We start from the raw sequence: 15,115 nt of genomic DNA, 5'->3' as shown, positions 1-15,115 counted from the left end.
ACCGGGGTAGCAATAATGAAAAAAGTATTGATGGCAGTTTTGGGCGCAACGTTAATGCTGGCACAGGTTTCTCATGCGGTAGCGGATCAGCTACAAGATATACAAAAGCGCGGTGTTATCCGCGTTGGCGTGCCGCAGGATTTCCCACCTTTTGGTTCTGTAGGGACTGATTTACAACCGCAGGGCTACGATATCGATATGGCAAAGTACCTCGCGAAGCAGTTGAAACTAAAGTTACAGCTGGTGGCAGTGAGCAGTGCAAACCGCGTCCCTTATCTGCAAACTGATAAGGTGGATCTGGTGATCTCCAGTATGGGCAAAAATGCCGAGCGGGAAAAAGTGATCGCCTTCAGCCGTGCTTATGCGCCTTTTTTCCTCGGGGTTTTCGGTCCTAAAGACGCCACGCTCAGCGACGCCGCAGGATTAAGTGGAAAAACCATCGGTGTGACGCGCGGTGCCGTTGAAGATATGGTGTTAAGCGATGTCGCGCCGAAAGAGGCGCAGATAAAACGTTATGAAGATAATAATACGACGCTTTCCGCGTACTTATCAGGTCAGGTGCAGTACATCGCTACCGGTAATTTAGTGGTGGCCGCGATGGGACGTCAGAATGCTAATAACGCGCCGATGGCGAAATTTATGCTGAAAGATTCACCGTGTTTTATTGGATTGCGTAAAAACGAGCCGGCACTGAAGGCAAAAATCGATGCACTCATTGGCCAGGCAATACAGGATAAAACACTGAACAGCATGTCTGAAACCTGGTTGAAAGCGCCACTTCCGGCTGAATTGGCCGCTCAGGGTTAGATGGATGATCGGGCAACTGGATTTCGCCGCGCTCTGGCCGCACTGGCCGGAGTTACTGGCTGGTTTATGGATCACCATCCAACTTACGCTGGTGGCGACTATTGGCGGCGTAGGGTTAGGCATTCTCGGTGCGGCATTACGCAGCGGCAGGCCTTCACTGTTGAGCCGGCTCTGGGGGCTCTACGTTGAGGTGATCCGCAATACGCCGTTCGTCGTCCAGCTGTTCTTCATTGTTTTCGGCCTGCCAAATATGGGCCTCAAGCTCACGGCAGGTGAGGCAGCGTTACTGGCGATGTTGATCAACCTTGGGGCGTACAGCACCGAAATCATCCGGGCCGGTATTCAGGTCACCCCAAAAGGACAATGGGAAGCCGGGCGCGTATTAGGCCTGAGCCGAACCCAGACCTTTATTCGCATTGTACTGCCGCCCTCACTGCAGCGAATTTACCCGGCACTGGTCAGTCAGTGCATCATTGTCATGCTCGGCTCCTCGGTAGTTTCGCAGGTTTCTTATGAAGAGCTAACTTTTGCCGCCAACCTGATTCAATCGCGCACTTTTTTGAGCTTTGAAGTGTATCTGGTGACAACGCTGATTTATCTGGCGCTGTCGGTAGCGATGCGCCAGTTGTTACTGGCGGCGGGGCGTAAATGGTTTGGGGGCGCACGCGGATGACAACTTTTACTGACTGGGACATTCTGCGCAACCTAATGCTGGCTGCTCGCTGGACGCTGCTGCTGTCTCTGACAGCATTTTTGGGTGGCACGCTGGTGACGTTACCCCTGTTGCTGATCCGCCTGAGTAAACGGCGCTGGCCCGGGTGCTTTATACGTGCATATGTCGAACTTTTTCAGGGCACGCCGCTGCTGATGCAGCTGTTCCTGGCTTTTTTTGGCATGGCGCTGTTTGGTGTTGATGTCTCGCCGTGGACCGCGGCGGCCGCGGCATTAACGCTATATACCAGTGCCTTTCTGCTCGACATCTGGTACGGCAGCATTCAGGCGTTACCGAAAGGGCAGTGGGAGGCTTCACGCTGCCTGGGATTAAGCTTTGGACAAACGTTGCTGCGCGTTGTTGCCCCGCAGGCGGTGCGCATCGGTATTGCGCCGACGGTCGGTTTCGCCGTGCAGGTCATTAAAGGCACGGCACTGGCATCAATCATTGGCTTTGTCGAATTAACCAAAGCGGGAACGATACTGAATAACGTAACCTACCAGCCCTTTAAAGTATTCAGCTTAGTCGCACTGGGCTATTTCCTGCTGTGTTATCCGCTGTCGCGCTACAGCCAGTATCTGGAGAAAAAATTTAATGCCGCTCATCACCATTAACCAGGTGCATAAATATTACAGTGAAAACCATGTGCTGAAGGGCGTCGATCTCGATATCAACATGGGCGAAGTGATCTCCATTATTGGCCGCAGCGGTTCGGGGAAAAGTACGCTGCTGCGCTGTATCAACGGGCTGGAAGGTTACCAGGATGGAAGCATCAAACTGGGAGGCATGACGATAACCGACCGTGACTCACAGGCGCGTGAGATTAGCCGCTCCATCGGGATGGTGTTTCAGAACTTCAACCTGTTCCCGCATATGACGGCGTTGGAAAACGTCATGCTCGCCCCGCGCCGCGTGTTGAAAAAATCAGCAGCAGAGTGCCATGAGTTGGCGCGGCAGATGCTGAACAAGGTCGGCCTCGGTGACCGTATTGATTACTATCCGGCGAACTTATCCGGCGGGCAGCAGCAGCGCGTGGCGATCGCCCGTGCGCTGGCAATGTCGCCAAAAGTACTCTTGTGCGATGAAATTACCTCCGCTCTCGATCCTGAGCTGGTGGGCGAAGTGCTGAAGGTGCTGGAACAACTGGCCAAAGAGGGGATGACGTTAATCCTCGTGACGCACGAAATGAACTTTGCCCGTGATGTGGGGGACCGGGTGGTCTTTATGCATCAGGGGCGCGTATGGGAGCAGGGCGACAGTCAAAAGCTCTTCGCCCATCCTCAAACGGCAGAGTTAAAGCAATTTATCTCATCGGTACGTGGCCTGAATTAATCAGAAGGAATGAAAATGGATATCTCAAAATACCCGCAAATTAATCCGCCGCCGCGTCTGCTGATGGGCCCCGGTCCGATCAATGCCGATCCTCGGGTATTACGTGCCATGTCGAGCCAATTGATCGGCCAGTACGATCCGGCTATGACCGGCTACATGAACGAAGTGATGGCGCTCTATCGTGCACTCTTCCGTACAGAAAATAAGTGGACGATGCTGGTCGATGGCACCTCGCGTGCCGGCATTGAAGCCATCTTACTCTCGGCTATCCGGCCGGGAGACAAAGTGCTGGTACCGGTATTTGGCCGTTTTGGGCACCTGTTGTGTGAGATTGCCCGCCGTTGTCGCGCCGAGGTTCATACTATTGAGGCGCCCTGGGGCGAGGTTTTCACCCCGGATCGGATTGAGGATGCGATAAAAGCCGTACGTCCTCGCCTGTTGCTCACGGTACAGGGCGATACCTCAACCACCATGCTTCAGCCGCTGGAAAACCTCGGCACGATTTGCCGCCAGTATGGCGTGCTGTTCTATACCGATGCAACCGCTTCCTTTGGTGGCAACCCGCTGGAAACCGATGCCTGGGGACTCGATGCGGTATCGGCCGGGATGCAGAAGTGCCTTGGCGGTCCGTCCGGCACATCTCCCGTCACCCTGAGTCCGGAAATGGCGGCGGTGATCCGTAAGCGTCAGTGTGTAGAGGAAGGGATCCGCACTGCGGCGCACCAGGATGGCGATGATGAGATGATCTACTCCAACTACTTTGATCTTGGCATGATCATGGATTACTGGGGACCCGAACGGCTAAACCACCATACCGAAGCGACCACCGCGCTGTTTGGCGCACGCGAATGCGCACGGTTGATCCTGCAGGAGGGACTGGATAACAGCATCGCCCGGCATAGGCTACACGGTGATGCCATGCTGGCAGGCATTCAGGGAATGGGGCTGGAAACCTTTGGCAACCTGAATCACAAAATGCATAACGTGCTGGGCGTGGTGATCCCGTCGGGTATCAACGGCGAGCAGGTGCGCACGCTAATGCTGGAAGACTTCGCCATCGAAATAGGTACCTCGTTTGGCCCACTGGCGGGGAAAGTCTGGCGGATTGGCACCATGGGATATAACGCACGTAAAGATTGCGTGCTGCAAACGCTGACGGCACTGGATGCGGTACTGAATCGGATTGGCTCTAAAACGGTGCAGGGGGCGGCAATGCAGGCAGCATGGAACCATTATGCAAGCGGGAGCCTGTGATGAACGCAATTGAGGCACAGCAGGCAGCAGCGCGAGTCATGTCTCGCTGCGATGCGCTGGCGGAGATCAGTGAAACGGCTGGAGAGCTGACACGAGTCTATCTGTCGCCTGAACATATGCGGGCGAATACACGCGTCGGCGAATGGATGGAAGCGGCGGGCATGCGGGTCTGGCAGGACAGTGTGGGAAATATCTGTGGGCGCTACGAGGCGGCGGAAGCGGGAGCGCCTGCCATACTGCTGGGATCGCATCTTGATACGGTTCGCAATGCAGGCCGTTACGACGGCATGCTGGGCGTGCTGGCCGCGATAGAAACGGTGCATTATCTTCATCAAAACCAACAGCGTTTGCCGCTGGCGATTGAGATTATCGGCTTTGCGGACGAAGAGGGCGCACGTTTTGGCATCACATTATTAGGCAGCCGCGGTATCACTGGCAGCTGGCCAGATAGCTGGCGGGATCAGCCTGATAGTAACAATATTACCGTTGCACAAGCGATGCGCGACGTAGGGCTGGATGCGGATCGCATTTCCCAGGCCACACGCCAGGTCCGCGAAATTGTTGCTTACCTCGAAGTGCATATTGAGCAAGGGCCCTGCCTTGAGCAGGCGGGGCTGGCACTGGGCGTGGTGACGGCAATTAATGGCGCGCGTCGGCTCAACTGCTGCTTCAGCGGTGAAGCGGGGCATGCCGGAACTGTCCCGATGCTTCATCGTAAAGACGCGCTTGCCGCCGCTGCAGAGTGGATGGTCGCGATTGAACAACGGACGCTACAGCATCCGCACATGGTCGCAACCGTTGGTGCGCTGAGTTGCTCACCTGGCGCGGTGAATGTCATTCCGGGAGAGGTTAATTTAACGCTGGATATTCGTGGTCCGGCGGATCGGCCGCTGGCGGATCTGCTGGCTGAGTTACTGTCGCTGGCTGAAGAGATCGCTCAGCGACGCGGTATCCGGTTTTGTGCCGACGAGTTTTATCACATTGCGGCGACGCGTTGCGATGAGCGGTTACAGATGCAGCTGGCGCAGGCCGTTGAACAGGTGCAGGGGCGCTGCATCTCCTTGCCCAGCGGCGCCGGGCATGATGCGATTGCGCTGGCCGAACGCTGGCCAGTGGGGATGCTTTTTGTGCGCTGCGATCGCGGCATTAGCCACCATCCCGCTGAATCGGTGCAGGCGGCGGATGTTGCACTGGCGATTCAGGCCTGCGTGCAGGTTGTGAATGACATCGCAGAATATCCGCACCCGTTACAGGATTGTCTAAATTAATCTTCTCTGCGTGCTTTATTCACGGGTTTTTAATTATTTAATGGTTTTGTTGAATGAATCGAATTTTTGCTTAGCCCCAGCATCAGATCACGCATTTCCCTGATAACACAGGCAATCCCAAGGCAAAGCAGAAGTGCAGAATCATCAACCGGAAGGACGGATGCATTGAGTAATATACATGCCTATTTTTTCACAATCAGATACTGGACTGTGCTGGCAAAATCCATCGCATAGCCCTGGGGGGAAGTGGAGTTAAATCCATTTAGACGTACCATATAGCGCCCATTAACGAAGACGGCAGGCGTTCCAGTAACGCCAAAGTCCTTAACTGCCTGAATTTGCTTCAGGGTTAGGTTTTTTACCGCAAAGCTGTTGATAGCGGCATCATAACTTTTGGCCGAAATACCGGCATTGACAAAAACCTGGCGAATATCGCTGGCGTTATTTACCGTGTGCGAGTCCTGAAGTGCTGCAAACAGCGGCCCCTGCACCTGGTTTTCCACGCCAAGCAGTTTAGCCGCAGACCATGCTTCGGTCAGTGCCCGTCCCAGCGGCCCCATCTCGCTAACATGGATTTTATCGGTTCGTGTGTTGTTCGGGAGTACTTTATCAACACTGTCTCCCACCCGGTAGTCCTCCATAAACTTCCGGCAGGGTGGACAGTAAAAAGAGAAGAATTCTACCACCATCGGTGCATTGGTCACCGGAGTGTTCATGACTATATATTGTTTCCCCTGCTCCGGATTATTTGCCAGGCTTGGCTGGGCCAGAAAGAATAAACAAGCAAGTGATAACGAAATTTTTTTCATGAGTTTATCCTGATTGGTAAAATGAGCTGCATCTGGCTAAAACCTTCTTTTACTCTGTTCGATAGCTAAAAGTGTCCGCATCCCGCCATGCAGGAAAGCGCTCCCGATATTCGCGCAACATATCCAGTGAAAGCGTGGCATCGAGGCGCGCCGGCTGGTGGGGTTCGCCAACGGCCAGCATCTCCCCCTGAGGGCTAATGATCCGGCTGTCACCGCTGTAATCATGGTTGTTACCATCGCGCCCGATGCGATTGCAGCCTGCAACATAGGCCTGGTTTTCAATGGCACGTGCCAGCAGCAGTGCCTGCCAGTGCATCGCGCGCGGTGCGGGCCAGTTCGCCACGTAGAGCGCCAGATCGTAATCATTTTGGTTACGTGAAAACACCGGAAAGCGCAGGTCGTAGCAGATCTGCGGCAGGATGCGCCAGCCGCGCCACGCGATAATTTTACGCGCCTGACCCGCCTGATAATGATGATGCTCATCCGCCATGCGGAACAGATGGCGCTTATCATAGAAATGACATGTGCCATCCGGTTCAACCAGTAAAAACCGGTTCACTGCGCCGCTATCGGTCTGAATCGCTGCGCTGCCGCCGATCATGGCGTTGGTTGCCTGTGCATGCTGATGAAGCCATTCCACAACCTGCTCTTGCGGCAGAGATCGTTGGGCCGCTTCCATCGCAAATCCGGTGGTAAACATCTCCGGTAGCAGAATGAGGTCACGCGCGCGGATCTCTGCCAACTGCGTATCAAAAAAGCGCAGGTTAGCTTCACCGTCCATCCAGACCAGCGGCTGCTGCAGCACGCTCAGCTTTAAAGTTGACATAGTTTCTCCGCAGCGGCATCCAGCGTGGCTTCCTGCTTAGCGAAACACAGCCGAATCAATTTATGGGGGAACGGATCCTCGCAAAATACGGAGAGAGGGATCGCGGCAACGCCGACTTCTTTCGTCAGCCACTGACAGAAACTGACATCATCCAGCTCGGAAATTGCGCTGTAATCGACCAGCAGAAAGTAGGTTCCTTCGCAGGGGAGCACCTCAAAGCGACTTTTTGCCAGTGCCCGCACCAGACGATCGCGCCGTGCCCGATAAAAATCAGGAAGCTCGCGATAATGCTGCGGCTCGGCACGCAGCATATCGGCAATCGCGAGCTGCGCCGGCGTATTAACAGAGAAGGTTAAATACTGATGAACCTTACGAACTTCTGCCGTGAGAGCCACAGGTGCGATGCAGTAACCCACTTTCCAGCCGGTCATATGGAAGGTTTTACCGAACGATGAAACAGCAATCGCGCGTTCACGGAGTTGCGGATGCGCCAGTACGCTGGCGTGACCTGCGGCATCAAAGCAGATATGTTCATACACCTCATCGCTCAGAACATAAATTTCCTGCTGATTAATGGCCTGCCAGAGCGCGGCGAAATCACTTTTCTGCCACACGGTGGCGGAAGGGTTATGCGGCGTATTGAGGATGACCAGGCGCGTACGCGCGGAAAGCAGGGATGTGAATTGCTGCCAGTCGACGCGAAAAGCGGGCGGCTGTAGTGCGATACGTTTCATTACGCCACCGGCCAGCGTGACGGCAGGCGCATAGCTGTCGTAGCTGGGATCAAAGCAGATCACTTCATCCCCGGGACGGACCAGCGCAGTAATTGCGGCATACAGCGCTTCGGTGGCGCCCGCCGTGACCGTGATATCACTGTTGGCATCGGGCTTATAACCATAGAGTTCGGCAGTTTTATCGGCAATCGCATCACGTAGCGGTTGTACACCGGTCATTGGCGCATACTGATTCGCGCCCTGGTTGACGTGATATGCAAGACGCTGCTGCAAATAGTCCGGGCCACTAAAATCAGGAAACCCCTGAGAGAGATTAATCGCATTATGCTGCTGCGCCAGTGCGCTCATCTGCGTGAAAATCGTGGTGCCGAGGGCCGGTAATTTGCTCTCGGGAATCAACGGTGTCTGACTCATGAATGATTAACCTTCGACGATGGTATCTTTGATGTACACCCTGCGCTTATTCTTTTATCGAGGGCGGCTAAGGTAAGCGTGTTGAAAATCGCACTCTTGCCATAATAATGCAACTTATCCTGTATAGAATATATGCCCTGTATTTCTGCTTCGGTGACACAGTTGCCAGCAACCCGCTTGCAGTGAAACGAGAAGCCATACCTATTATGTGACTATTTTTTCAGGTATAGATAATAAGATAATGAAAAAAGTAATGCAGATAAATCTTAAATTTATAAAAATAAATAAGGTTGATTTTGCAAATGCAATTGACTTAAGATTTGCAAATCTCCGTCTTTCCTCAGTGAGGAGTACGGTTATTAATATTCTTAGCCGGTATGTCGATATTTAGACATTAAGATTCATTAAGTGTTTTTTGATTTATAATACTCTGCATACTTTATGCGACAGGTTTATGGGCGGTGTTTGGTTATCTGGTTACATACTTGAGTCATTCTCTGGAGCCTGAACTTACCATTACCTTGCAATTAATAATAATGCAGGATATTTATATTTTCGATCTGTTAAAGTGATTTTTTATTATTTTATGCATTATTTTCTGGGGTTATTTTAATACATTGGTATAGATAATATACTTAAATTATATATTAATTTCTAAGGGGATAGCATGGAAAAGTTTGATGCCATAATTATTGGTGGAGGACATAATGGACTAGCTGCTGCGGTGCATTTACTCTCCCACGGTTGGAAAGTTGCCGTAGTAGAAGCGAATGAATCATTTGGTGGCGCAGTAAAAACGCAGGAACTCACTCTACCAGGGTTTCACCATGACTTTGCCGCTATGAATATTTCTATGTTTGCAGGATCGCCATTCTTTGCTCGTCATAAAGACATTTTATTAGAATGTGGTCTCTCTTTTGTTCCTGCACCTGACTGCTTTGCTACCGTATTTCGCGATGATACCCATCTTGGTGTGAGCAAAGATATTAATGTCACCGTTGAAGGTATTAATCAATATTCCCATAGAGATGGCCAGAAATGGATATCTATGGCCGATGATTTTCTGAAAGATGCCCCTTATATATTTGAACTTCTGAATAATAAAACACCCTCATTCCGCAATCTTATAACAATTGTAAAAGCGGTTAGAAAGAGAGGGATGAGTTGGCTATATAATATATTAAAACTTTTTACCTCCTCATCAAGGGACTACCTGGATACTGAGTTTGAACATCCCAAAATAAAAGCCATGCTTGCGACATGGGGAATGCATCTGGATTTTTCACCGGATATCCCGGGTGGCGCCTTGTTCCCTTACTTAGAAGGAATGGCAAACCAGAATTTTGGTATGGTGATTGGTAAGGGGGGGGCAAATACTATCGTTAACGCGATGGTTAATGCGATAAAAAAATATGGCGGAACCCTTTATTCTGGCGTTCCTGTATCAGAAATTCTGGTCAGGAACGGTAAAGCCGAAGGGGTAAAACTCAATGACGGTACCGAGCTCTTTGGAACAAAAGCAATTATAGCAAACCTTAATCCTAAAATTATTATAAAGGATTTATTACCACATTTATCGGCAGAGGATAAATTCGCACAACGTATGAAAAATTTTCGTGCCGGTCCCGGGACGATGATGATTCACCTTGCTATGAGTGACCTACCTAAGTGGAGCGCGGGCGAGGCGTTGAGAAATTTTGCTTATGTCCATGTTGCCCCTGATATGGCGATGATGACGAAAGCTTACTCAGAGGCAAAAGACGGTTTATTACCAGTTGAGCCGGTACTTGTTGTGGGGCAACCCACCGCCATTGATCCTACACGCGCTCCTGAAGATAAACATGTTCTCTGGATTCAAGTACGTGTGGTGCCAGCCGAAATAAAAGGCGATGCTGCCGGAATAATAACGGCGACTTGTTGGGACGATATCAAAGATGAGTACGCAAACAGGGCAATAGATATCCTTGAAAAGTATGCTCCTGGAATAAGAAACGATATATTAAAATATTCTGTTTTCTCACCTGTTGATTTAGAAAGATGTAATCCAAACATTCTGGGTGGTGATAATTTATCGGGTAGCCATCATCCGGATCAATCATTTTTTCTGCGTCCAGCGATAGGATACTCAAGGTATAATACGTCCATTAAACAGCTGTATATGTGCGGCGCATCAACGTGGCCTGGCGCGGGAACGGGGGCGGGTTCTGGATTCATTCTTGCAAAGAAACTCGCTGGTAAATAAGCAGATACGCCCTAAATAATTTGAGTTGTAGTGCGGCATCAAGTCGGCAAGTTCTTTGGGTCTTACCCAGATACGTGAACGAAACCCACGTCGATTCAGCGCCAAATAAGTAGGGCAGGGCTAAACTGAAAAGATTTCTTATTGCGATAAAGGATAAGAAATCTTTTCCTCGTCAGGGTAAGAACCTCTCCCACCCGCGTCATTAATTGCTATTTTTACCCAAAGGCGCGTTCAAAACCCTCAGAAACCTAATCTGTAAAAATCGCTCTTCATTTCGATATAACACGATGCTACTATTTGGCAATCAAGACGCTTAGACGTCTAAATGAAATGCATACTTTATGTAATGCTATGATAAATAAGGAATGGTATGACGGTTTTATCGCAGTTAGACCAACTGGTTGATGCCTGTCACTGGATCGGTGCGAAAGGCTGGGCGCCGGCAACCGGTGGCAATATGTCGATTCGCGAAGATGATCGTTATTGTTTACTCAGCGAATCCGGTAAAGATAAGGGAAGCCTGACGCGCGACGATTTTATCCAGGTCGATATTGCCAGCAACCACGTGCCTTCCGGACGCAAACCTTCGGCAGAGACAGGTTTACATACCTTAATCTATCGTCTGTTTCCACACGCTGGGGCCGTATTGCATACCCATACGGTGAACTCCACGGTCCTTTCCCGCGTTGAAAACCGCGAGGCGCTGATTTTGCAGGGGTATGAAATGCAGAAAACGCTCGCAGGACAACACTCTCATCTTGATAGTGTGCCAATTGCCATTTTTGATAACGATCAGAATATCGACGCGTTGGTACAGCGTATTGACGCTTTTGTTCAGCATTCGCCGCTGCGTTATGGTTTTTTACTGCGGGGGCACGGGCTAACCTGTTGGGGCAAGGACGTCAACGAAGCGCGTCGGCATCTTGAAGGCCTGGAATTTTTATTCCTCTGCGAAATGCAGCGCCGTTTACTGGAGGCGAAATGATCCGGGCGATTGTTACTGACATTGAAGGCACGACCAGCGATATTCGCTTTGTGCACGATGTTCTTTTCCCTTACGCGCGCCAGCATCTGGACAGTTTTGTACGTGAGAATCAGCAGCAGAGTCTTGTCGCTGCTGCGCTTAAGTCATTGCGTGAGGAGATTGCACAACCGCAGGCTGATATTGACACGCTGATTGTGCGACTCTTCAGTTTTATGGATGAGGATCGTAAATCTACCTCGCTTAAGGCGTTACAGGGAATGGTCTGGCACGATGGTTATGTTAACGGTGATTTTACCGGTCACCTGTATTCAGACGTAGTGCCGGCATTAACGCTGTGGCAATCACAGGGGATTTCGCTATACGTTTATTCTTCCGGTTCGGTGGCTGCGCAGAAACTGTTATTTGGTTACAGCAATGCTGGTGATATTACCGCGCTGTTTAGCGGTTATTTTGATACGCACGTTGGGGCTAAGCGTGAAATGAATGCCTATCAGAATATCGCCCGGGAAATTGGGTTGCCAACCCACGAGCTGCTGTTTTTGTCTGACATCCGCCAGGAACTGGATGCGGCACGTGAAGCGGGCTGGCATACCGTACAGTTAATACGCGATGATGGGGATACGCTAAGCGATCACCATCAGGTAAACCGTTTTGATCAGATTAACCTGGAGCTGTTTTCCTCATGAGCGCACTGACAATTTATACCGAAAGTGAAGCAACCCAGTCGATTTGGCACAGTACGGATGCGGACGCTATCCGCCAGCAGCTTAATGCGAAAGGCGTGCGTTTTGAGCGCTGGGAAGCCGACCGCGATTTGGGTAACAATCCTGATGCCGATACGGTTATTAACGCCTATCAACATGCGATCGACCGCCTGGTTGAAGAGAAAGGCTACCAGAGTTGGGATGTGATCAGTATGCGCCCGGACAACCCACAGAAAGCAGCGCTCCGCGATAAGTTCCTGTCTGAGCATACGCATGGTGAAGATGAAGTGCGCTTTTTTGTCGAAGGTGCCGGATTATTCTGTTTGCACCTTGAGGAGAAGATCTATCAAATTCTGTGTGAGAAAAATGATCTGATCTCGGTACCTGCTGGTACTCCACATTGGTTTGATATGGGCTCGGCGCCAAACTTCACCGCGATCCGTATTTTTGATAATCCTGCGGGTTGGGTGGCGAATTTTACGGGTGATAATATTGCCGATGCCTATCCACGCTTACCTTAATGGGCAATACTGATAAATTCGTTTTTGCGTCAGAGTTCCCCCTGACGACCATAGCAGAGGGGGCGTAAAGTCCCCCATTATGAATGATAATTTGCGGCTATTGAGCATCATCAGCCGTTTGCTGATGATGGTTGAAAAATCCCCGCTTCAACCTGTGCAGGCGTGACTACGCCAGTATCCAGAATCCAACCGGCGATCAGTGCAGCGGGTGTCACGTCAAACGCCGGATTGAACACCGATGCGTTCTCCGGTGCCCACTGAACGTCACCAAAACTTCCAGCTACGCCAGTAACTTCGCGGGCATCGCGCTCTTCAATTGGAATGGCTGCACCGTTTGGACAGTGCACGTCAAGCGTCGTATGGGGTGCGGCAACATAGAAAGGGATCCTGTGATAATGCGCCAGCACGGCCAAACTATAAGTGCCGATTTTATTTGCAACGTCGCCATTCGCAGCGATGCGATCGGCGCCGACCCAGATGGCATCAACTTGCTTTTGCCCCATCAGGCTGGCGGCCATCGAATCACAGATAAGCCGATAAGGCACACAGCGTTCACCAAGCTCCCATGCAGTGAGGCGCCCTCCCTGTAATAAAGGACGGGTTTCATCAACCCATACGTGGCTAACCTTGCCCTGTTGGTGCGCGCGTACAATTACGCCAAGTGCGGTACCCACGCCTGCAGTGGCTAAGCCGCCGGTATTACAGTGCGTCAGTAAACGGCTGCCGGGTTTAACCAGTGCGCTACCCGCCTCGGCAATGCTGTCGCATAGCGTTTTATCTTCTTCTACCAGACGTAGAGCTTCAAAGGTGAGGGCGGTAACAAAATTTTCCTGGGTCAGAGCCAGCTTCATCCGATCGAGGTTATTCATCAGGTTTACCGCCGTAGGACGCGCAGCGCGCAGCACCTCAAGCGATTCGGCCAGCTGGTTACGGGGCATCCCTCCCTCTGCCAGCAGTGCCAGCAATAAACTGGCCGAAAGGCCAATAAGCGGGGCGCCGCGTACGCGTAACGCTTTAATATGGCTGACCAGCGTCCCGACATCGGGCGTGACGCACCATGTTTTTTGCTGCGGGAGTGCCTGCTGGTCAAGGATCCACAATTGATTATCGCGAACTTGCAAGCTGGTGGTGCTGAGTGTCTGCATATGCGTTAAATCCATGTTGCGTTAATGTGGGATAGTGTGCCAACATGCAAAACGGATGTATAGACGTCTGAACGGCTTATTTTACCGATTTTGATGAGGAACAGAGCAATGTCGCAATATCATACGTTCACTGCCGCAGATGCGGTGGATTATGCCCGGCAATTCGGCGGATTGGACGATCCGTCCTCTCTGGTGAGTGCGCAGGAAATTGGCGACGGTAATCTGAATCTGGTGTTCAAAATTTTTGATCTCTCAGGCAACAGCCGCATCATCGTCAAACAAGCGCTGCCTTATGTACGCTGCGTAGGAGAGTCCTGGCCATTGACGCTGGACCGCGCACGTATTGAGGCCGAAACATTACAGGTCCATAGCCATTTTTGCCCGCAGCATACCGTAAAGATTTTGCATTACGATGCTCAATTGGCGGTGATGGTAATGGAAGATCTTTCCGATCATGCTATCTGGCGGGGTGAGTTGGTAAAAGGCAGCTATTTCCCGCAGGCCGCCTCTCAATTGGGCGAATACCTGGCGCAAACGCTCTTTCATACCTCTGATTTCTTTCAGCATCCACACGAAAAAAAAGCATCGGTAATCCGTTTTACCAATCCTGAGCTCTGTGAGATTACTGAAGATCTGTTTTTTAACGACCCTTACCAGCGTCACGAGCGTAACGCGTATCCTTTGGCATTGGAAGAACAGGCGGCTGAACTGCGTGATGATGCTGAGCTGAAAATTGCCGTTGCCGGTTTAAAACACCATTTTTTCTCGCATGCAGAAGCGCTACTGCATGGTGATATTCATAGTGGCTCTGTTTTTGTGACACCGAACAGCCTGAAGGCCATTGATGCTGAATTCGGTTTTTATGGCCCTATCGGTTTTGACGTAGGAACGGCGATCGGTAATTTGTTGCTGAATTATTGTGCACTGCCGGGATTATTGTCCCCACGTGAAGCAGCAGATGCGCGTGAGCAACGTTTGGCCGATGTGCGCGAATTATGGAACGCCTTTGCCGAACGCTTTCTGAGTCTGGCCAAAGAGAAAAGCCGCGACCATGCGCTGGCTTATCCTGGTTATGCGGCGGCATTTTTGCAGAAGGTCTGGCAAGACACCATTGGTTTTTGCGGCACGGAAGCGATCCGCCGTACCGTCGGTATGTCTCAGATCGCGGATATGACGCAAATCGATAATGCGGTGATGCGTACCGAATGTCTGCGTAATGCGATAGTTTTGGGGCGTTCACTTATTCTGGCAGCAAAGCATGTGGAAAATATCGATGCGTTGATCGCGAGAGTGCGTCAGAGTGCCTGATCGTTAAGGCCTGCGTGATTGAACACGCAGGCCTTACAGGCCTCAGACCGCGCG

The 15,115-nt window shown here is 51.2% G+C and carries 15 protein-coding genes; 11 read left to right on the top strand and 4 right to left on the bottom strand.

All coding sequences use genetic code 11. The features are described 5' to 3' along the window. Positions 1–15: 15 nt before the first annotated feature. From J1C60_RS13945 to hpxK, 6 genes are read left to right on the top strand one after another with little or no spacing between them, the layout of a single operon-like run. Positions 16–807, top strand: a complete 792-nt coding sequence (locus J1C60_RS13945) for a transporter substrate-binding domain-containing protein (protein ID WP_128176652.1) — start codon at positions 16–18, stop codon at positions 805–807. A gap of 4 nt (positions 808–811) precedes the next feature. Beyond that, complete coding sequence (locus J1C60_RS13940; RefSeq protein WP_128176654.1) at positions 812–1,480, top strand: amino acid ABC transporter permease; 669 nt, start codon at positions 812–814, stop codon at positions 1,478–1,480. Then, positions 1,477–2,133 (top strand): amino acid ABC transporter permease, encoded by a 657-nt coding sequence (locus J1C60_RS13935; protein ID WP_128176656.1) that lies wholly within the window; start codon positions 1,477–1,479, stop codon positions 2,131–2,133. Before J1C60_RS13940 ends, J1C60_RS13935 begins: the two co-directional genes overlap by 4 nt. Continuing rightward, entirely contained in the window at positions 2,114–2,851 is a 738-nt protein-coding gene (locus J1C60_RS13930; RefSeq protein ID WP_128176659.1) for an amino acid ABC transporter ATP-binding protein, read from the top strand. Before J1C60_RS13935 ends, J1C60_RS13930 begins: the two co-directional genes overlap by 20 nt. A 15-nt stretch (positions 2,852–2,866) precedes the next feature. Continuing rightward, complete coding sequence (locus J1C60_RS13925; protein ID WP_128176661.1) at positions 2,867–4,105, top strand: pyridoxal-phosphate-dependent aminotransferase family protein; 1,239 nt, start codon at positions 2,867–2,869, stop codon at positions 4,103–4,105. Next, entirely contained in the window at positions 4,075–5,373 is a 1,299-nt protein-coding gene (gene hpxK / locus J1C60_RS13920) for an allantoate amidohydrolase (protein ID WP_128176663.1), read from the top strand. The genes J1C60_RS13925 and hpxK overlap by 31 nt, the downstream gene beginning before the upstream one ends. Before the next feature lie 182 nt (positions 5,374–5,555). Here hpxK and J1C60_RS13915 read toward each other — a convergent pair whose 3' ends face one another. From J1C60_RS13915 to J1C60_RS13905, 3 genes are read right to left on the bottom strand one after another with little or no spacing between them, the layout of a single operon-like run. After that, positions 5,556–6,182, bottom strand: a complete 627-nt coding sequence (locus tag J1C60_RS13915; RefSeq protein ID WP_128176665.1) for a DsbA family protein — start codon at positions 6,180–6,182, stop codon at positions 5,556–5,558. A gap of 49 nt (positions 6,183–6,231) precedes the next feature. Beyond that, positions 6,232–7,008 carry an amidohydrolase gene (locus tag J1C60_RS13910; RefSeq protein WP_128176667.1) on the bottom strand — a complete coding sequence of 259 codons (777 nt, stop codon included), beginning with the start codon at positions 7,006–7,008 and terminating at the stop codon, positions 6,232–6,234. Continuing rightward, positions 6,996–8,156 carry a pyridoxal phosphate-dependent aminotransferase gene (locus tag J1C60_RS13905; protein WP_128176669.1) on the bottom strand — a complete coding sequence of 387 codons (1,161 nt, stop codon included), beginning with the start codon at positions 8,154–8,156 and terminating at the stop codon, positions 6,996–6,998. Before J1C60_RS13905 ends, J1C60_RS13910 begins: the two co-directional genes overlap by 13 nt. Positions 8,157–8,823: 667 nt before the next feature. On the opposite strand from J1C60_RS13905, the gene J1C60_RS13900 reads away from it, so the two are divergent. The 4 genes from J1C60_RS13900 to J1C60_RS13885 all read left to right on the top strand — a co-directional run bounded on the left by J1C60_RS13900 (position 8,824) and on the right by J1C60_RS13885 (position 12,608). Next, positions 8,824–10,398 carry a phytoene desaturase family protein gene (locus tag J1C60_RS13900; protein WP_128176671.1) on the top strand — a complete coding sequence of 525 codons (1,575 nt, stop codon included), beginning with the start codon at positions 8,824–8,826 and terminating at the stop codon, positions 10,396–10,398. 370 nt (positions 10,399–10,768) lie between these two features. Then, on the top strand, positions 10,769–11,383 hold the full coding sequence (locus J1C60_RS13895; RefSeq protein ID WP_128176673.1) for a methylthioribulose 1-phosphate dehydratase: 615 nt from the start codon (positions 10,769–10,771) through the stop codon (positions 11,381–11,383). Continuing rightward, a complete protein-coding gene (mtnC, locus tag J1C60_RS13890) occupies positions 11,380–12,069 on the top strand; it encodes an acireductone synthase (RefSeq protein ID WP_128176675.1) in 690 nt (229 codons plus the stop codon). The genes J1C60_RS13895 and mtnC overlap by 4 nt, the downstream gene beginning before the upstream one ends. Next, entirely contained in the window at positions 12,066–12,608 is a 543-nt protein-coding gene (locus J1C60_RS13885) for a 1,2-dihydroxy-3-keto-5-methylthiopentene dioxygenase (RefSeq protein WP_128176676.1), read from the top strand. Before mtnC ends, J1C60_RS13885 begins: the two co-directional genes overlap by 4 nt. Before the next feature lie 110 nt (positions 12,609–12,718). Here J1C60_RS13885 and mtnA read toward each other — a convergent pair whose 3' ends face one another. Next, positions 12,719–13,753: an S-methyl-5-thioribose-1-phosphate isomerase gene (gene mtnA / locus J1C60_RS13880; RefSeq protein WP_128176678.1), complete on the bottom strand. Its 1,035-nt coding sequence runs from the start codon at positions 13,751–13,753 to the stop codon at positions 12,719–12,721. 108 nt (positions 13,754–13,861) lie between these two features. On the opposite strand from mtnA, the gene mtnK reads away from it, so the two are divergent. Then, the gene (mtnK, locus tag J1C60_RS13875) at positions 13,862–15,061 is read left to right on the top strand and encodes an S-methyl-5-thioribose kinase (protein ID WP_128176680.1); all 1,200 of its coding nucleotides are present in this window, start codon (positions 13,862–13,864) and stop codon (positions 15,059–15,061) included. Positions 15,062–15,115: the final 54 nt, after the last annotated feature.

This window comes from [Pantoea] beijingensis (genome assembly GCF_022647505.1).
In the GTDB taxonomy this organism is placed as follows: domain Bacteria; phylum Pseudomonadota; class Gammaproteobacteria; order Enterobacterales; family Enterobacteriaceae; genus Erwinia; species Erwinia beijingensis.
Note: the sequence above shows the minus strand (reverse complement) of the source record. Positions and strands in the feature narration are given on the sequence as shown.